This is a genomic window from Longivirga aurantiaca (assembly GCF_042660085.1).
GTDB classification, from domain to species: Bacteria; Actinomycetota; Actinomycetes; order S36-B12; family CAIYMF01; genus Longivirga; species Longivirga aurantiaca.
In genome coordinates this window covers 865,456-881,894 of sequence record NZ_JBHSTI010000008.1, presented here as the reverse complement: position 1 = coordinate 881,894, position 16,439 = coordinate 865,456, and the positions used below count along the sequence as shown (strand labels likewise).

19 protein-coding genes are annotated in these 16,439 nt (G+C 73.3%); all 19 read right to left on the bottom strand.

The genetic code is table 11. From position 1 onward, the window contains the following. Window positions 1-27: 27 nt before the first annotated feature. On the bottom strand, window positions 28-366 hold the full coding sequence (locus ACFQGU_RS08130) for a P-II family nitrogen regulator (RefSeq protein WP_386765507.1): 339 nt from the start codon (window positions 364-366) through the stop codon (window positions 28-30). Beyond that, entirely contained in the window at window positions 363-1,712 is a 1,350-nt protein-coding gene (locus ACFQGU_RS08125) for an ammonium transporter (protein WP_386765505.1), read from the bottom strand. The genes ACFQGU_RS08130 and ACFQGU_RS08125 overlap by 4 nt, the downstream gene beginning before the upstream one ends. A 224-nt stretch (window positions 1,713-1,936) precedes the next feature. Beyond that, complete coding sequence (locus tag ACFQGU_RS08120; protein ID WP_386765503.1) at window positions 1,937-2,155, bottom strand: amphi-Trp domain-containing protein; 219 nt, start codon at window positions 2,153-2,155, stop codon at window positions 1,937-1,939. 104 nt (window positions 2,156-2,259) lie between these two features. Then, window positions 2,260-3,387, bottom strand: a complete 1,128-nt coding sequence (ftsY, locus tag ACFQGU_RS08115; RefSeq protein WP_386765501.1) for a signal recognition particle-docking protein FtsY — start codon at window positions 3,385-3,387, stop codon at window positions 2,260-2,262. A 177-nt stretch (window positions 3,388-3,564) separates the two neighbouring features. Further along, window positions 3,565-7,182 (bottom strand): chromosome segregation protein SMC, encoded by a 3,618-nt coding sequence (gene smc / locus ACFQGU_RS08110; RefSeq protein WP_386765499.1) that lies wholly within the window; start codon window positions 7,180-7,182, stop codon window positions 3,565-3,567. A gap of 197 nt (window positions 7,183-7,379) precedes the next feature. After that, window positions 7,380-7,580, bottom strand: a complete 201-nt coding sequence (locus tag ACFQGU_RS08105) for a hypothetical protein (RefSeq protein ID WP_386765497.1) — start codon at window positions 7,578-7,580, stop codon at window positions 7,380-7,382. 237 nt (window positions 7,581-7,817) lie between these two features. Further along, entirely contained in the window at window positions 7,818-8,090 is a 273-nt protein-coding gene (locus ACFQGU_RS08100; RefSeq protein WP_386765495.1) for an acylphosphatase, read from the bottom strand. Beyond that, a complete protein-coding gene (gene mutM, locus ACFQGU_RS08095; protein WP_386765493.1) occupies window positions 8,084-8,956 on the bottom strand; it encodes a bifunctional DNA-formamidopyrimidine glycosylase/DNA-(apurinic or apyrimidinic site) lyase in 873 nt (290 codons plus the stop codon). The genes ACFQGU_RS08100 and mutM overlap by 7 nt, the downstream gene beginning before the upstream one ends. Further along, window positions 8,956-9,678: a ribonuclease III gene (rnc, locus tag ACFQGU_RS08090; RefSeq protein ID WP_386768203.1), complete on the bottom strand. Its 723-nt coding sequence runs from the start codon at window positions 9,676-9,678 to the stop codon at window positions 8,956-8,958. The genes mutM and rnc overlap by 1 nt, the downstream gene beginning before the upstream one ends. Before the next feature lie 20 nt (window positions 9,679-9,698). After that, window positions 9,699-9,965, bottom strand: a complete 267-nt coding sequence (locus ACFQGU_RS08085; RefSeq protein ID WP_386765491.1) for a phosphopantetheine-binding protein — start codon at window positions 9,963-9,965, stop codon at window positions 9,699-9,701. A gap of 123 nt (window positions 9,966-10,088) precedes the next feature. Beyond that, the gene (gene rpmF, locus ACFQGU_RS08080; protein ID WP_386765489.1) at window positions 10,089-10,265 is read right to left on the bottom strand and encodes a 50S ribosomal protein L32; all 177 of its coding nucleotides are present in this window, start codon (window positions 10,263-10,265) and stop codon (window positions 10,089-10,091) included. A gap of 4 nt (window positions 10,266-10,269) precedes the next feature. Further along, window positions 10,270-10,860, bottom strand: a complete 591-nt coding sequence (locus tag ACFQGU_RS08075; RefSeq protein WP_386765487.1) for a YceD family protein — start codon at window positions 10,858-10,860, stop codon at window positions 10,270-10,272. A gap of 175 nt (window positions 10,861-11,035) precedes the next feature. Then, window positions 11,036-11,524: a hypothetical protein gene (locus ACFQGU_RS08070; RefSeq protein WP_386765485.1), complete on the bottom strand. Its 489-nt coding sequence runs from the start codon at window positions 11,522-11,524 to the stop codon at window positions 11,036-11,038. Between the two features lie 33 nt (window positions 11,525-11,557). Continuing rightward, window positions 11,558-12,046, bottom strand: coding sequence for a pantetheine-phosphate adenylyltransferase (coaD, locus tag ACFQGU_RS08065; RefSeq protein ID WP_386765483.1), 489 nt, complete (start codon window positions 12,044-12,046; stop codon window positions 11,558-11,560). A gap of 43 nt (window positions 12,047-12,089) precedes the next feature. Beyond that, on the bottom strand, window positions 12,090-12,677 hold the full coding sequence (gene rsmD, locus ACFQGU_RS08060) for a 16S rRNA (guanine(966)-N(2))-methyltransferase RsmD (protein WP_386765481.1): 588 nt from the start codon (window positions 12,675-12,677) through the stop codon (window positions 12,090-12,092). Continuing rightward, on the bottom strand, window positions 12,674-13,060 hold the full coding sequence (locus ACFQGU_RS08055; RefSeq protein ID WP_386765479.1) for a type II toxin-antitoxin system death-on-curing family toxin: 387 nt from the start codon (window positions 13,058-13,060) through the stop codon (window positions 12,674-12,676). Before ACFQGU_RS08055 ends, rsmD begins: the two co-directional genes overlap by 4 nt. Then, the gene (locus ACFQGU_RS08050) at window positions 13,057-13,260 is read right to left on the bottom strand and encodes a ribbon-helix-helix protein, CopG family (protein WP_386765477.1); all 204 of its coding nucleotides are present in this window, start codon (window positions 13,258-13,260) and stop codon (window positions 13,057-13,059) included. The genes ACFQGU_RS08055 and ACFQGU_RS08050 overlap by 4 nt, the downstream gene beginning before the upstream one ends. Before the next feature lie 49 nt (window positions 13,261-13,309). Then, window positions 13,310-14,203: an alpha/beta fold hydrolase gene (locus ACFQGU_RS08045; RefSeq protein WP_386765475.1), complete on the bottom strand. Its 894-nt coding sequence runs from the start codon at window positions 14,201-14,203 to the stop codon at window positions 13,310-13,312. Then, the gene (gene recG, locus ACFQGU_RS08040; RefSeq protein WP_386768201.1) at window positions 14,200-16,428 is read right to left on the bottom strand and encodes an ATP-dependent DNA helicase RecG; all 2,229 of its coding nucleotides are present in this window, start codon (window positions 16,426-16,428) and stop codon (window positions 14,200-14,202) included. The genes ACFQGU_RS08045 and recG overlap by 4 nt, the downstream gene beginning before the upstream one ends. Window positions 16,429-16,439: the final 11 nt, after the last annotated feature.

Genomic DNA, 16,439 nt, shown 5'->3' with positions numbered 1-16,439 from the left:
GGTGTCCTTCGGTTTCTCTACCTTCGCTTACAGGGCGTCCGGGCCCCGCTCGCCCGTCCGCACGCGGGCGACGGTCTCGACCGGGACGGACCAGACCTTCCCGTCGCCGATGCGACCGGTCTGAGCCGCCTTGACGACGACGTCGATGACCGAGTCGGCGTCATCGTCCTCGACGAGGACCTCGAGGCGCACCTTGGGCACGAGGTCGACGGTGTACTCCGCACCGCGGTAGACCTCGGTGTGGCCGCGCTGGCGGCCGTAGCCGCTGGCCTCGGACACCGTCATGCCCTGGATGCCGTACGCCTCGAGCGCCGACTTCACGTCGTCGAGCTTGAACGGCTTGATGATCGCGGTGATGAGCTTCATGCGGAGACCTCCTCGTCGCTCTTTGCGGCGACCTTGTGCTTGAGCGACGCGCCACCGGAGAACGTACCCCCGAGGTTGCCTTCGAAGTCGTACGCCGACTCGAGGTGCTGCGCCACGTCGACGCCCTCGAGCTCCTGCTCCTTGCTGACACGGAAACCGATCGTCTTCTCCAGCAGGAAACCGAGGATCAGCGTGACGATGAACGAGTAGGCGAGCACCGAGAAGGCGCCGAGCGCCTGCTTGCCCAGCAGCTCCCAGCCGCCGCCGTAGAAGACGCCGTTCGCGCTGAAGCTGTTCACCTGCGTGGTCCCGAAGAAGCCGATGAAGAGGCAGCCGATGAGCCCACCCACGAGGTGGACGCCCACGACGTCGAGCGAGTCGTCGTAGTTGAGCTTGTACTTCAGGCCGACCGCCAGGGCGCAGACGATGCCGGCGATGAGGCCGAGGACGACCGCGGCCCACGGGGCGATGAACGCACAGGCCGGGGTGATGGCGACGAGGCCGGCGACGGCGCCGGAGGCGGCACCGAGGCTGGTCGGGTGGCCGTCGCGGAGCTTCTCCGTGATGAGCCAGCCGGCGAGGCCGGCCGCCGTGGCGACCTGGGTGTTGAGCAGGGCGAGCGCGGCGGTGTCGGTGGCGCCGAGGGCGGAGCCGGCGTTGAAGCCGAACCAGCCGAACCACAGCAGCCCGGCACCCATGAGGACCAACGGCAGGTTGTGCGGGCGGTTCGGGTTCTTCTTGAAGCCCAGACGGCGACCGAGGACGATCGCGAGCGCGAGACCCGCGGCGCCGGCGTTGATGTGGACCGCGGTGCCACCGGCGAAGTCGAGCACGCCGCGGGCGGCGAGCCAGCCGTTGCCGGTGATGTTGCCGTCGGCGTCGGCGTCGCCGAAGTCGAAGACCCAGTGCGCGACCGGGAAGTAGACGATCGTGACCCACAGGGCCACGAAGATGATCCAGGTGGAGAACTTGGCGCGGTCGGCGATCGCACCGCTGATGAGCGCGGGCGTGATGACCGCGAACATGAGCTGGAAGCCGGCGAAGGCCAGGAGCGGGATGCCGTACACGCCCCCGTTGTTGGTCAGCTCGCCGACAGCGTCGGTGAGACCCGAGAGGCTGAACGCGCCGTAGAGGCCGCTGCCGGAGTTGCCGAAGGCGAGCGAGAAGCCGTAGATGACCCAGAGCACGCTCACCACGGCGATGCTGGCGAACGACATCATCATCATGTTCAGCGTGGTCTTGGCCTTGGTCATACCGCCGTAGAAGAACGCGAGGCCCGGCGTCATGATCAGCACGAGCGCTGTGCTGGCCAGGACCCAGGCGGTGTCGCCGGAGTTCAACTCCATCGGTCACCCTCTCTATGAACAGGGCAGCGACGCGGGGCGCGTCGAGCTGCACCCGACGCGCCGCTGCGTCGAACTAGAGGGATCTCATCGGGCCCGTGTTGCCCGGCTCCGCCTGTGCTGTTTCCAGCCCGTGACGTTTGGACATGTCCTGTTACGCCGCTGTTTCCGCACGCGTGGGACGTCGCTCGGCCGGCGCAGCGCGTCGGGCCGGGCGGCCCACCGGTCTACCAGGTGAGCTCGATCTCGATCTCGCGCTCGTCGGACTCGATCTCGACCTCGACCTTCATGCGCACCTCGTCGGGCACGGCGACGTCGAAGCGGATGCCGTCGCGCTCGATCACGAAGCCGTTGCCCGAGGCGAGCTCGTCGGCGATCTCGTGCAGACGGCGGGCCGCCTCCTCGCGCCGCAGGGTCTGGGTGTCGGTGAGCTTGGCGATGTCCATGGCCCCACCTCACCACCGCACCGCCCACCCCGCACCCGCTTCCGCGCCGTCCGCTCCTCACCCTGCGCTCGGAACGGGTGGTGCGCTCGGCTCGGCTGGGCGGGTCAGTCGAGGAGCGCGTCGACGAAGGCCTCGGCGTCGAACGGTGCGAGGTCGTCCGGGCCCTCGCCGAGCCCGACGAGCTTCACGGGCACGCCGAGCTCGCGCTGCACCGCGATGACGATGCCGCCCTTGGCCGTGCCGTCGAGCTTGGTGAGCACGATGCCCGTCACCTCGACGACCTCGGAGAAGACCTGAGCCTGGCGCAGGCCGTTCTGGCCGGTCGTGGCGTCGAGGACGAGCAGCACCTCGTCGACCGGCGCCTGCTTCTCCACGACGCGCTTGACCTTGCCGAGCTCGTCCATGAGACCGGTCTTGGTGTGCAGGCGGCCGGCGGTGTCGATGACGCAGACGTCGGCGCCCTCGTCGACGGCGTGCTTCACGGCGTCGAACGCGACGGCGGCGGGATCGGCGTTCTCCGCGCCCGTGACGACGCGCGCCCCGACCCGGTCGCCCCAGGTCTGCAGCTGCTGGCTCGCCGCGGCACGGAAGGTGTCGGCGGCGCCGAGCACCACGCTGCGGCCGTCGGCCACGAGCACGCGCGCGAGCTTGCCGGTGGTGGTGGTCTTGCCGGTGCCGTTGACGCCGACGACGAGGACGACGGCGGGGCGGTCGTCGGCCACATGGGTCGCGACGCTGCGGTCGAGCGTGGGGTCGACGAGGGCGAGCAGCTCCTCGCGCAGCAGGGCACGGGCGCCGGCGACGTCGGAGACGCCCTCGACCCGGGTACGTCGCTGCAGCGCGGCGACCAGCTCCTGCGTGGGCCCGACGCCGAGGTCGGCGGCGAGCAGGGTCTCCTCGACCTCGTCCCAGGTGTCCTGGTCGAGCTGGTCACGGGTGAGCAGCGCGAGCAGGCCCTTGCCGACGGCGGTGTTCGAGCGGGCGAGGCGGGCACGCAGCCGGGCCAGGCGGCCGGCCGACGGCTCGGGGACCTCGGTGGTGGTGGGTGCGGGCGCCTCGGGCTCCGCGAGCGCGAGGCCGCCGTCGGCCTCGCGCTCGGGCGCGGCGACCTGCGGCCGGGCCGGGGGCGCCTCGATCGCGCGGCCCGACGAGCGGCGCAGGAGCAGCACGGCTCCCCCGCCGATGACGAGGACGGCCAGCGCGATCAGGGCATAGAGAAGTCCGGATTCCACGCCGTCATCCTCCCAGAGTCGCGCGGGTGCTCGGCACCGCGCTACCCGGGTAACCAGCGTGCGGCCTGCGACGGAATCGCCACCCAGCTACAGGTACGCCGCTCTACCCGGGTAACCAGCGTGCGGCCTGCGACGGAATCGCCACCCAGCTACGGGTAGGCCTCTGGCGGCGGAGGGCTAGGCGGGGACCGCGGAGTCGCTGACGTCGACCGGGTCAGACCCGTCGTCGTCGCCCGACCGGTGCGAGGCCATCCGCTGGCCGATGACCGTGGTGACGCCGTCGCCGCGCATCGACACGCCGTACAGCGCGTCCGCGATCTCCATCGTGCGCTTCTGGTGCGTGATGACCAGCAGCTGGGAGTCCTCGCGCAGCTCCTCCATGATGCCGAGCAGTCGCTGGAGGTTGACGTCGTCGAGCGCGGCCTCGACCTCGTCCATGATGTAGAACGGGCTCGGACGCGCCTTGAACAGCGCGACGAGGAACGCCACCGCGGTGAGCGACCGCTCGCCGCCGGACAGCAGCGACAGCCGCTTGACCTTCTTGCCCGGCGGACGCGCCTCGACCTCGATGCCCGTGGTGAGCAGGTCGCCCGGGTCGGTGAGGAAGAGCCGGCCCTCTCCGCCCGGGAACAGCCGGGCGAAGATCCGCTCGAACTCGCGCTCGACGTCGGCGTACGCCTCGGCGAACACCTGCTGCACGCGGGCGTCGACCTCGGTGACGATCCCGAGCAGCTCGGCCCGCGAGCGCTTGAGGTCGTCGAGCTGCTCGTTGAGGAAGCGGTGCCGCTCCTCGAGCGCCGAGAACTCCTCGAGCGCCAGCGGGTTGACCTTGCCGAGCAGGTTGAGCGAGCGCTCGGCGGAGCGCATGCGCTTCTCCTGCTCCTCGCGCACGTACGGGTAGGCCTCGGGCTCGGGCGCCTCGGGGTCGACCTCGTCGCCGGGGGCGATCATCGACGGCGGCACGAGGACGTCGGGCGCGTACTCGGTCTCGAGGGTCTCGGCGTCGACGCCGAACTCCTCCATCGCGCGCGCCTCGAGCTGCTCGATCCGCATGCGCTGCTCGGCGCGGGCCATCTCGTCGCGGTGCACGGATGACGTGAGCGCCTCGAGCTCGGTCTGGAGCTCGCGGGTGCGGGTGCGCAGCGCGAGGAGCTCGCCCTCGCGGACGGTGCGGGCCTGCTCGGCGGCGTCGCGCTCGCTGGCGGCGACGGCGAGCGAGATGTCGATGCGCACGAGCGTCGCGGCAGCACCGGCGCGCACGGCGGCGGCGACGGCGACGGCGCGGGCGCGCGACGCGCGGCGCTCGGCCGACCGCGCCCGGGCGGCGCGCTCGGCGTTGGCCGCATGCTCGAGCTGCTCGGCGCGACCGGCGAGCGCACGCACGCGCTCCTCGCCCGTGCGGACGGCCAGCCGCGCCTCGACCTCGCCCTGGCGGGCGAGCACGGCGGCCTCGGCCAGCCGGTCGCGCTCCTCGTGCGACGGCTCGCCCTCGTCCGGGGTCGCCTCTGCGGCCTCGAGGCGGGCGGTGAGCTCCTCGAGCGTCGCCTGGTCGGCGTCGCGTGCTGCGGTCGCCGAGGCGATGCCGGCGGCGATGCGGTCCGCCTCGCCCGACGCCGCGCGCGAGGCCGACCCGAGCTGCCCGAGCTGCTCGGCGACGGCGGCCATGCGGGCGTCGGACTCGTGCAGGCGCGAGAGGGCGGAGTCCACGCGGTGCTGCGCTGCTGCGACCGCCTCGAGCGCGCCGACGAGCTCGAACTTGGCGCGCTCGTAACGGTGGGTGGCGTCGTCGAGCTTGGTGCGCGCCTCGTCGACGGCGGCCTGGACCTCGAGCAGGGAGGGCGCGGACGCCGACCCGCCGTGCACCACGCCGGCCGCGACGACATCGCCGGCGCGGGTGACCGCGACGACGTCGTGCTGGCGGACGAGCGACCCGGCCGTCGCGAGGTCCTCGACGAGAGCGACGCGGGCGAGCGCGACGCCGACCGAGCCACGCAGCGCGTCCGGCGCCTCGACGACGTCGACGGCCCACACCGCACCCGCCGGCAGCGCCGGCCAGGACGAACGGTCGGGCGCGGCCGCGCCGGCGACCAGGAGAGAGGCGCGACCGGCGTCGTCGGACTTCAGCAGCGTGAGGGCGTCGACCGCCTGGGAGACCGAGCCGACCGCGACGGCGTCGGCCAGCGGGCCGAGCGCGGCGGAGACGGCGGCCTCGTAGCCCGGGCGGACGCGCAGCAGCGCGGCGACGGTGCCGAGCACGCCGGAGAGGCGGTCGCCGGCAGCGAGCACCGCCGCGCCGCCGTCCTTGCGGGCGAGGCCCAGCTCGAGCGCCTCGACGCGTGCGGTCAGGGCGTGCCGCTCGCGCTCGGCCTCCTGCTCCTGCATCCGCAGGGCCTGCACCCGGCCGTCCGCGGCGGCGAGCTCCGACGAGGCGATCTCGTGCTCCTCGTCGAGCCCGACCTCGCCCTCGTCGAGCCCGGCCACCTGCGTCTCGAGCGCGTGGAAGTCGGCGTTGGCCTTGTCGGCGCGGGCGCGCGCGTCGGCGGCCTGAGCGGCGAGCCGCTCGAGCTCGGCCGCGCGAGCCTCGAGGCGGGACGTCGCGGCGTGCACCTGACCCGTGAGCCGCACGAGGCCCTCACGACGGTCGGCGGCGGCACGCTGCAGAGCGGTGAGCCGCTGCTCCTCCGCGGCGTGGGCGCCCTCGGCGGTGGCGCGCGCCGTGACCGCACCCGCAAGGACCTCGCGGGCGGCGGCGACGTCGCGGCCGAGCGCCGCCTCCTCCTCGCGCGCGGCCTTGGCGTCGGCGTCGAGCTCCTCGGGGTCGCGGCCGCGGCGCTCCTCCTCGGGCTCGGGAGCGAGCAGCCGCACCCGCTCGGAGGCGAGGGCCGCCGTGCTGGAGACCCGCTCGCGCAGGGACGACAGCCGGAACCAGGTGTCCTGCGCGCGAGCGAGGGCCGGGGCCTCGCCGGCCATCTCGGCGTCGAGCACGGCCTCGCGCGCCTGGGCGCCGGCGAGCTCGGACTCGACCTCGCCGCGGCGCTCGCGCAGGGCGGTCTCGTCGGCCACCTCCTGCTGGACGGCGTCGCGGAGGTTGAGAAGGTCGTCGGCGATGAGGCGCAGGCGCGAGTCGCGGAGGTCGGCCTGGATGACGGCGGCCCGGCGCGCCACCTCGGCCTGCTTGCCGAGGGGCTTGAGCTGACGGCGCAGCTCGGTGGTGAGGTCCTGCAGGCGCGTGAGGTTGGCCTGCATCGCGTCGAGCTTGCGGAGCGCCTTCTCCTTGCGCTTGCGGTGCTTGAGGACGCCGGCGGCCTCCTCGACGAAGCCGCGGCGGTCCTCCGGCGACGCCGACAGGATCTCGTCGAGCTTGCCCTGGCCGACGATGACGTGCATCTCGCGGCCGATGCCGGAGTCCGAGAGCAGCTCCTGCACGTCGAGCAGACGGCACGGGGTGCCGTTGATGGCGTACTCGGAGCCACCGTTGCGGAACATCGTGCGCGAGATGGTGACCTCGGCGTAGTCGATGGGGAGCACGCCGTCGTGGTTGTCGATCGTGAGGAGCACCTCGGCCCGGCCGAGCGGCGGGCGGCCGGACGTGCCGGCGAAGATGACGTCCTCCATCTTGCCGCCGCGCAGGCTCTTGGCACCCTGCTCGCCCATGACCCAGGCGATGGCGTCGACGACGTTGGACTTGCCCGAGCCGTTCGGCCCGACCACGCAGGTGATGCCCGGCTCGAAGTGCAGCGTCGTCGAGGACGCGAAGGACTTGAAGCCCCTCAGGGTGAGGCTCTTCAGGTGCACGCGGGATGCTCCAGGCGCTTCGTGGTGAACGGGTTTCACCGGGCACGGCGACCAGGCGGGGGAAGTGCCGACACCCTATCTCGGCCCCTGGCCGCTTCGCGGAGGCACGCCCCGGCCTGTCGACGCCCCGCCTCGGGACCCCCGGACACGACGACGCCGCGGTCACCCCTCGGGGTGCCGCGGCGGTCGGTGGTCGGTCAGGCGGGCACCGGCGCGTCGGCCGGCAGCTCGCGCACCGTGACGTCGACACGCTCGAGGTCGGCCAGGTCGGAGGGCACCATCGACTCGTACGTCGCCAGCTGCTCCTCGAGCTCGCGGACGCGGCGGCGCAGGCGGGTCACCTCGGCGACGAGGAGAGCATCGGACGAACCCAGGTGGCCGTAGATCGCCTTGGACATGCGGTGTCTCCCTTGACACGTGCGGCGTGCGTGCGGATCGGTGCCCTGCAGGCACGCGGATCGCCTCGAGATGGCGGAGAGGTCGTGGCGGCTTCTCGCGAGACGCGTGGGCCGGTGCGACCAGGGTGACAGCGGGGCCGCGGAGGCGTCAACCCGGCTCGGGGCGCGGCGCTGAGACGCGCAGCACACCAGGCGGAGGCGACGTCGCAGGTCAGGGCACCCTCGCCGCGGCCCGCGTCACCGCTCGAGGAAGCCCTCGGCCCCGCGGGCGTCGGACCACTGCTCGACGACCGTCTGCACGTGGCCCGGCGCGCCACCCGCGCGGAGCAGCCCCAGCAGGGCCTCGCAGGCCTCCCGCGGCCCCTCGGCCACCACCTCGACGCGGCCGTCGTCCAGGTTGCGGGCCCACCCGGCGAGCCCGAGCTCGAGGGCGCGGGCGCGGGTCCACCAGCGGAAGCCGACGCCCTGCACGCGGCCGCGCACCCACGCCGTCAGGCGGACCGTCACCACCGCGGGCTCCGCGGCGTCCGCTGGCACCGCGGGCAGCGGAACGACGAGCGGTTCATGAACGCCTCGCGCACGATCGGTCGGCCGCAGCGCGGGCACGGCCGGTCGGCCTGGCCGTACGCCGCGAGCGAGCGGTCGAAGTAGCCGCTCTCGCCGTTGACGTTGACGTAGAGCGCGTCGAAGGACGTGCCGCCCTGGACGAGGGCGTCACCCATCACGTCGCGCACGTGCCCGAGCAGCTCGCGGGCGCGGGCCGGGGCGACGGCATCGGACGGCGTGGCCCAGTGCAGGCGCGCGCGCCACAGCGCCTCGTCGGCGTAGATGTTGCCGATGCCGCTCACCAGCGTCTGGTCGAGCAGCGCGCGCTTCAGGCCCGTCCGGCGCGAGCGCAGCCGCCGCACCCAGAGGGCGTCGTCGAAGAGCGGGTCGAGCGGGTCGCGGGCGATGTGGGCGACCGACGCCGGCACGCGGCCGTCGGCGGAGTCGGGCACGAGGTCGTCGAGGGCCACTCCGCCGAAGGTGCGCTGGTCGACGAACCGCAGCTCGCGACCGCCGTCGGTGAAGGTCAGCCGGGCCCGGAGGTGCTTCTCGTCGGGGCTGCCCGGCGGCTGCACGAGCAGCTGGCCGCTCATGCCGAGGTGCGCGACGAGCGCGGCGTCGCGTCCGTCGAGCGGCAGCCAGAGGTACTTGCCCCGACGGCTCGCCGTCTCGATCGTGCGGCCGAGCAGGCGCGCGGCGAGGTCGTCGCCGCCGGCGGCGTGCCGGCGGGCGGCCCGCTCGTGCAGGACGGCCGCCGAGGCCACGGTGCGACCGGCGACCCAGCGGTCGAGGCCTCGGCGCACCACCTCGACCTCGGGGAGCTCGGGCACTACGCCTCCGAGCCGGAGGGGGCACCCGCCTCGGTGGCGATCAGCGTGTCGCGCTTGTCCGAGAGCTCGGCGTACGCGGTGGCCGCGGCCTCCTGCTCCGCCTCCTTCTTGCTGCGTCCCCTGCCGTCGCCGTAGAGGTCCTCGCCGACCCGGACGCGGGCGCGGAAGCTCTTCTGGTGGTCGGGCCCGCTCTCCTCGACGACGTACTCGGGGACGCCGGCCGAGAGCGACGCGCAGAGCTCCTGCAGGCTCGTCTTCCAGTCGAGGCCCGCACCGAGGCCCGCCGACTCGGCGATGAGCGGGTCGAACAGCCGGTGCACGAGCTCGGTGGCCACCTCGAGGCCGCGGTCGAGGTAGACCGCGCCGATCACCGCCTCGACCGTGTCGGCCACGATCGAGGACTTGTCGCGGCCACCGGTGGCCTCCTCGCCCTTGCCGAGCAGCAGGTGCTCGCCGAGGCCGAGCGAGCGGCCGATGCCGGCCAGGGCCTTGGCGTTGACGACGGCGGCGCGCAGCTTGGCGAGCTGCCCCTCGGGCAGGTCGGGGTGGGCGCGGAACAGCGTGTCGGTCACCACGAGGCCGAGGACGGAGTCGCCGAGGAACTCGAGGCGCTCGTTCGTGGGCAGCCCGCCGTTCTCGTACGCGAACGACCGGTGGGTGAGCGCGCGCCGCAGGATGTCGTCGCCGATCTCTACCGAGAGGCGGGCGGCGAGCTCGGACATCGGCGGGTGCGAGCGGGGGCTCACGCCGAGCCTCCTGCGGCGCCGACGGGCACGAGGTGGTCGGCGAGGTCGCCGAGCACGACGGCGTCGCGCAGGGCCGAGTCGTCCACGGTCACGGGGCGGCCGTCGCCGGCAGCCAGCTGTTCGACGACGTCGGCCCACTGGACCCGTGCGATCGAGTCGGCCCCCAGGTCGTCGAGCGGGCTGTCAGCCCGCAGATCGACGGCCTCGAGGTCGAGCACGACCGCGAGGGCCCGGGCCGCGAGGCTCAGGTTCTCGGTGGTCATGGCCGAAGGCTAACCCCGGACGCGACGCGGCACCCGACCGGCGGCACGTCCGGCGTGGGACGGGCCGCGGTCGGGTGCCGCGGGATGCGTGCTGGTGGTCCAGGTCGCGCTCGGACGTCGAGCTCAGACGTCGAGGACCTGGCGGCCGTTGTACTCGCCGTCCGCGTCGACGCGGTGGGGCACCACGAACTCGACGCGGCCGTTGCGGACGACCTTGTTGATCTGGGGCAGCTTGGCCTTCCACTGCGAACGGCGGTGGCGGGTGTTGCTGCGCGAGGTCTTGCGCTTCGGGACGGCCATGGCCTTAGTCCTCTTCCTGCTGGTCGTCGGTGCTCGGTGCGTTCGTGCGGGCGGAGCTCGTCTCGTCCGCCAGTGCGCCGAGGGCGGCCCACCGCGGGTCGATCACGTCGTGGCCGTGCTTCGGGTCGTCCTCGAGGCGGAACCCGCACTGCGGGCACAGCCCCGGGCAGTCGTCCCTGCACACGGGTGCGAGCGGCAGGTCGAGCACCACCGCGTCGCGGAGCACCGGCTCCAGGTCGAGGTAGTCCCCGACCAGGTGTCGCTGCTCGTCCTCGTCCTCACCCTCGAGCGAGTCCGTCCGTACGGGGCGACCGCGATGATCGGTCTCCTCGTAGACGTACAGCTCCTGGATGTCGACCTCCAGCTCGTCGGAGACCGGATCCAAGCACCTGCTGCACTCGCCCGTGAGCTGCACCCGCGCCGTTCCCGACACGAGCACACCCTCGATGACCGACTCGAGCCGAAGATCCAGCTCGACCTCGCTCCCCGGGGGGACGCCGATCGACATGATCCCGATCCCCTCCGGCGCGGACCGGACGAGCGACTCCTCGCGCATCGACCCCGCACGTCGTCCCAGCTCTCGCGTGTCGAGCACGAGAGGGGATCGGGGGTCGAGCGTGGTCAGGAGATCGCCTTTCCGGGCCGTGCAGGCGCGCCCCCGGGGTCACCGGGTGCGCTGCGGTGGGGATCGGCCTCACGACGGCCGACACGCCAGGGTACCGGAGGGCCGCCGTACCGCCCAAACCGGACTCCAGCACCGGACGGACGGCTCAGCCGGGCAGCGGGCTGTCGTCGTACCCGAGCTCGTCGTACTCCTGGCGGCCACGGATCTTGTCGCGGCCCTTCTGGACCGCGGCGAGGGTCTTGTGCAGCGCCACCTCGAAGTTGGCGAGCTTGGCGTCGACGTAGTCGTCGGTCTCGCGGCGCATGCGCTCGGCCTCGGCGTCGGCCTCGGCCCGGACGGCGTCGGCCTCGGCCAGCGCCGCGCGGTAGACCTCGTGCTCGGACACCCGTGCCCGGGCCTCCTCGTCGGCCTGGGCGAGCACCTCGGCGGCGCTCACCCGCGCGGCGGCCACGATGCCGTCGCGCTCGGCGAGGATGTCGTCGGCCTGGTCGAGCGAGGCGGGCAGGAGCGAGCGGGCCTCGTCGAGGAGGTCGAGCACCTGGGCGCGGTTGACCACGCACGACGCCGACATCGGCATCGCGCGGGCGCCCTCGACCAGGGCGGAGAGCTCGTCGAGCTTGTCGTGGACGTCCACGGGGGTCCTTCGGCTGTCGGGTCGCGCGGGGCGTCAGCCCTGCGCTCGTTCGGCGATCCGCTCGCCGAGGCGGGCGAGCACAGTCTCGGGCACGAGCCCGGACACGTCACCACCGTACGTCGCGATCTCCTTGAGCAGCGACGAGGACAGGTAGCTGTAGAGCGGGTTGGTGCTCACGAACAGGGTCTCGACGCCGGCGAGGCGGTGGTTCATCTGCGCCATCTGCAGCTCGTAGTCGAAGTCGCTGACCGCCCGCAGCCCCTTCACGATCGCCGCGATGTCGCGCGCCTGGCAGTAGTCGACGAGCAGCCCGTGGAACGAGTCGACCTTCACGTTCGGGTACGGCGCGACGACCTCGCGCAGCAGGTCGATCCGCTCGTCGACCGTGAACATGCTGCTCTTGGTCTTGTTGATGAGCACCGCGACGGTCACCTCGTCGAACAGCGACGCGGCGCGCACGATGATGTCGAGGTGCCCGTTGGTGACCGGGTCGAACGAGCCGGGACAGACGGCCTTGCGCACGGTCACTCCTCGGTTCGGCGAGGTGCGGCGGGGAGGCCGCTGGTCAGGCGTCGCGACCGTACCAAAGGGCTGTACGCAGCACGGTCTCCCCGTACGTGCGGTCCTTGCCTGGCTCGTAGCCGTCGGGCCAGGCGAAGGTCGCCCCGCGCCGCGGCCGCGCCCGCTCGACCACCACGAGCGCGCCGTCGGCGAGCCACCCGTGGGACGCGAGACCGGTGAGCACCTGCACGACGACGTCGTCGGCCACGTCGTACGGCGGATCCGCGAACACCAGGTCGTACGGCGCCCGCGCGAGCGCCGGCGGCACGGATCCCGTGAGCCGCACGACGTCGTCGGCGAGCACCACGGCGCCCGGGACGCCGACGGCCTCGACGTTGGCGCGCAGCGTCTCGACGGCCTTGCGCTCCTTGTCGACCAGCAGCGCGTGCGCTGCCCCGCGCGAGAGCGCCTCGAGCCCCACGGCGCCCGTGCCGGCGTAGAGGTCGGCGACGGCCGCTCCCCCGAGCGAGCCGAGCTCGTGCGTGAGCGCCGACATCAGCGCCTCGCGCACCCGGTCGGCCGTCGGGCGAGTCCCGCTCGGAGGCACGGCGAGCCGCCGCCCGCGCGCCGAGCCCGCGATGATCCGTGTCACGAGGAGACCCCCCAGCCGCGGAGGACACCGACGATCGAGGCGATCTCGTGCCGGCCTTCGGCGACGCCGATCACCAGGTCGTACGCCTCGTCGTCGTCGACGTCGAGGCGATGACCGTTGAGCGCCAGGAACAGGACGAGAGCGAGCCAGCCGAGCCGCTTGTTGCCGTCGATCAGGGCGTGGTTGCGCACCAGCGACTCGAGCAGGGCGGCGGCCTTGGTCTCGATGTCCGGATAGGCGTCGTCGCCGAAGACGGAGGTGCCGGGCCGCGCCGCCGCAGACTCGAGCAGCCCGAGGTCGCGCACCTGGGGGTCACCCCGGCCGATCCGGGTCGCGATGGCGACGAGGTCCTCGGTCGTGAGCAGCCGCGTCTCGCCGCTCACTGCGACAGGCGCTCGAGCAGCGCCGCGTAACGCCCTTCAGCCCAGTCGAGGACCTCGTCGCGCTCGACGGCGCGCCCGGCGCGCTCGGCGCGCTCGAGGACGGCGAGTCGCACGACCTCCTGCATGGAGCGGTGCTCACGCTCGGCGAGAGCGCGGAGGATGTCGGTCTCCTCGTCGGTGAGACGCAGCGTCATGGCCATGGGTCGATGGTACCGCCGTGGTATCACCTGGGCCAGGGCGAATCCGGGATCAGCCGGAGGCGAGCAGCGCGTCGACGATCGCCTCGGCCTGGCCGACGGCGATCGAGAGGTGCCCGTCGCCGTCGAGCAGGTGCGCCACGGCGCCGGGGACAGCCGAGGCAAGCCAGACGCCGTGCGCGAACGGCACCATGAGGTCGGCGCTCCCCTGCCACACGTGCACCGGCACCCGGATCGAGGCCAGGTCGAAGCCCCACGGCCGGACGAACGCGAGGTCGTCGTCGACCCAGCCGTCCTCGGACACCACGAGCGCCTCGTGGAACGCCTGGGCCAGCTCGCCACCGTGCTCGTCGGTGCAGTACGCGCGATCGACGTCGGGCAGCAGGCTCGCGAGCTCCTCGACGATGCCGGCGGGCGTCACCACCCGCAGCGCCGGCACGAACGGCGCGAGGAACTGCCGCAACGGCTCCTCGCCCTCGACCGCGGCTCCGAACTCCTCGATGTTGTCCCGACCCATGCCGGCGAGGAACTCGAGCTCGCCCGAGGTCTCGGCGTACGGCGCGACGCCCGCGAGCGAGGTGGCGGAGCGGATGCGGTCGGGCAGCAGCGCGGCGAGCGACAGCACGTGCGGGCCGCCCCCGGACCAGCCGAGCGCGTGCACCCGGTCGATCCCGAGCCGGTCGAGCACCTCCCGGGCGTCGGTCGCGAAGCTCGCGATCGACCGACCGGGCTGACGGGTCGACGTCGAGTAGCCGGGGCGCGACCAGCTCACGAGCTGCAGGCCGCGCGCGTGCGCCGCCTCGGCCAGCGCGGACGGTGCCGCGGCGCTGCTCGGCGTGCCGTGGATGTAGACGAGCACGTCGCCGCCGGACGGGCCGCGGCGGCGCAGGTCGAGCTCGCGGCCGTCAGCCAGCGTGAGCGTCGAGGCCGTCTCGTCGTACGTCATGACTTCTCCAGGTAGTCGGCGCGGTCCTCGTCGAGGAGGGCGGCGATGGCGCGCCCGAGTGCGGGCACGGTGGTGAGCTCGGGGTCGCGGGCGACGAGCTCGCCCGCCTCCTCGCGGGCGGCCACGATGACGTCCTCGTCGCGCAGCACCGAGAGGAGGCGCAAGGACGAGCGCCTTCCGGACTGCGACGCCCCCAGCACGTCGCCCTCTCGGCGCGCCTCGAGGTCGATGCGGGACAGCTCGAAGCCGTCGGACGTCGCGGCCACGGCGTCGAGCCGCCCACGGGCGGGCGAGGCCGGATGCATCTCGGTGACGAGCAGGCAGAGGCCGGCGTGCGCTCCGCGCCCGATACGGCCGCGCAGCTGGTGCAGCTGCGAGACGCCGAAGCGGTCTGCGTCCATCACGACCATGACCGTGGCGTTCGGGACGTCGACGCCCACCTCGACCACGGTGGTCGCGAGCAGCACGTCGATGCCGTCGGGCGACGACGGGCCGGCGCCGAAGCGGCGCATCACGTCGTCCTTCTCGTCGCTGGGCATCCGTCCGTGCAGGACGCCGACACGCAGTCCGGCCAGCGGCCCGGCGGTCAGGTGGTCGACGAGGTCGAGCACCGCGAGCGGCGGTCGGCGCTTCTCCTCGGCCGCGGGGTCGGCGGGCTCGTCGACGTCCTCCCCCGCGGCACCGTCGCCGCCGATGCGCGGGAAGACGACGTACGCCTGCCTGCCCGCGCTGACCTCCTCGCGGATGCGCTCCCACGCGCGGTCGAGGTAGCCCGGCTTCTCGGAGGTCGGCACGACGTGCGTGGTGATCGGCGAGCGGCCGGCGGGCAGCTCGGTGAGCACCGAGGTCTCGAGGTCGCCGAACGTCGTCATCGCGACCGTGCGCGGGATCGGCGTCGCGGTCATGACCAGGACGTGCGGTCGCTGGTCGTCGCGGGCCTTGGCCGCGAGTGCTGCGCGCTGCTCGACGCCGAACCGGTGCTGCTCGTCGACCACCACGAGGCCGAGGTCGAAGAACTGCACCTTCTCCTCGAGGAGGGCGTGGGTGCCGATCACGATCCCGGCCTCGCCCGACTGGATGTCGAGCATCGCCTCGCGCCGTCGCGCCGCGGTGACCGAGCCGGTGAGCAGTGCGACGCGGGTGCCGACGTCGCCGCCGCCCAGGAGGCCGCGCTCGGCCAGCGGGCCGAGCATCGCGATGATCGACCGCTGGTGCTGCTGGGCGAGCACCTCGGTCGGCGCGAGCAGCACCGCCTGGCCGCCGGAGTCGACGACCGTGAGCATCGCGCGCAGGGCGACCAGGGTCTTGCCGGAGCCGACCTCTCCCTGCAGCAGGCGGTGCATCGGGTGCGTGCGGGCGAGGTCGTCGGCGATCGTCGCGCCCACCTCGACCTGGCCGGCGGTGAGGGTGAACGGCAGCCTTGCGTCGAAGGCCTCGAGCAGGCCGCCGGCCACCGGGGTGCGCGGCGTGGCGGGCAGCGCGGCCGCGGCGTACCGGCGCTGGGCGAGGACCGCCTGCAGGACGAACGCCTCGTCCCACGTGAGGCGCTCGACAGCCTCGCGTATCTCCTCGCGCGTGGTGGGCACGTGGATCTTGCGGATCGCGCCGGCGAGCGGAGGCAGCGAGTGGCGGGTGCGCGTGGCCTCGGGCAGGGGGTCGTCGAGGTCGGCGGGCAGCTGGTCGAGCACCACTCCCACGGACGTCGCGATCTTCCACGACGGCATCGCCGCGGTGGCCGGGTAGACCGGGATGAGCGCGCCGGCGTAGCGCAGGACGGTGTCGTCCTCGACCTCGTCCGCGGGGGCGACGTCGGAGTCGTCGGGGAGCAGGACGTAGTCGGGGTGCGCGAGCTGCAGGTCGCTGCGGAACTTCCCGACCTTGCCGCTGAACAGGCCGACGCGTCCGACGCGGAGGTCCTTGGTGCGCCACGACTGCTTGAAGAAGGTGAGCTGCAGGGTGCTGGCGCCGTCGCCGACGACCACCTCGAGCCGGTCGACCATCCGACCGGTGCGCTTGTCCCTGTACTGCTTCACGTCGACCCGGCTCACGCGCGCGAGCACGGTGACGTGCTCGTCGACCTCGAGCATGCGCAGGTCGGTGAGCTGGCCCCGCTCGGCGTACCGGCGGGGGTAGTGGCGCAGCAGGTCCTCGACCGTGCGCAGGCCGAGCCCCTTCTCGAGCGCATCGGCCGTGCGACCCAGCACCTTCTTGAGCGGGTCGTCCATCCTCAGGTCGG

Coding starts and splice junctions, on each gene's coding strand:
- ACFQGU_RS08105 (WP_386765497.1), bottom strand. CDS start 7,580: ATGTCCAAGGCGATCTACGGCCACCTGGGTTCGTCCGATGCTCTCCTC.
- recG (WP_386768201.1), bottom strand. CDS start 16,428: ATGGACGACCCGCTCAAGAAGGTGCTGGGTCGCACGGCCGATGCGCTC.
- ACFQGU_RS08050 (WP_386765477.1), bottom strand. CDS start 13,260: ATGGCCATGACGCTGCGTCTCACCGACGAGGAGACCGACATCCTCCGC.
- ACFQGU_RS08120 (WP_386765503.1), bottom strand. CDS start 2,155: ATGGACATCGCCAAGCTCACCGACACCCAGACCCTGCGGCGCGAGGAG.
- rnc (WP_386768203.1), bottom strand. CDS start 9,678: ATGTCCGAGCTCGCCGCCCGCCTCTCGGTAGAGATCGGCGACGACATC.
- rpmF (WP_386765489.1), bottom strand. CDS start 10,265: ATGGCCGTCCCGAAGCGCAAGACCTCGCGCAGCAACACCCGCCACCGC.
- ACFQGU_RS08045 (WP_386765475.1), bottom strand. CDS start 14,203: ATGACGTACGACGAGACGGCCTCGACGCTCACGCTGGCTGACGGCCGC.
- ACFQGU_RS08125 (WP_386765505.1), bottom strand. CDS start 1,712: ATGGAGTTGAACTCCGGCGACACCGCCTGGGTCCTGGCCAGCACAGCG.
- ACFQGU_RS08085 (WP_386765491.1), bottom strand. CDS start 9,965: ATGACCACCGAGAACCTGAGCCTCGCGGCCCGGGCCCTCGCGGTCGTG.
- ACFQGU_RS08130 (WP_386765507.1), bottom strand. CDS start 366: ATGAAGCTCATCACCGCGATCATCAAGCCGTTCAAGCTCGACGACGTG.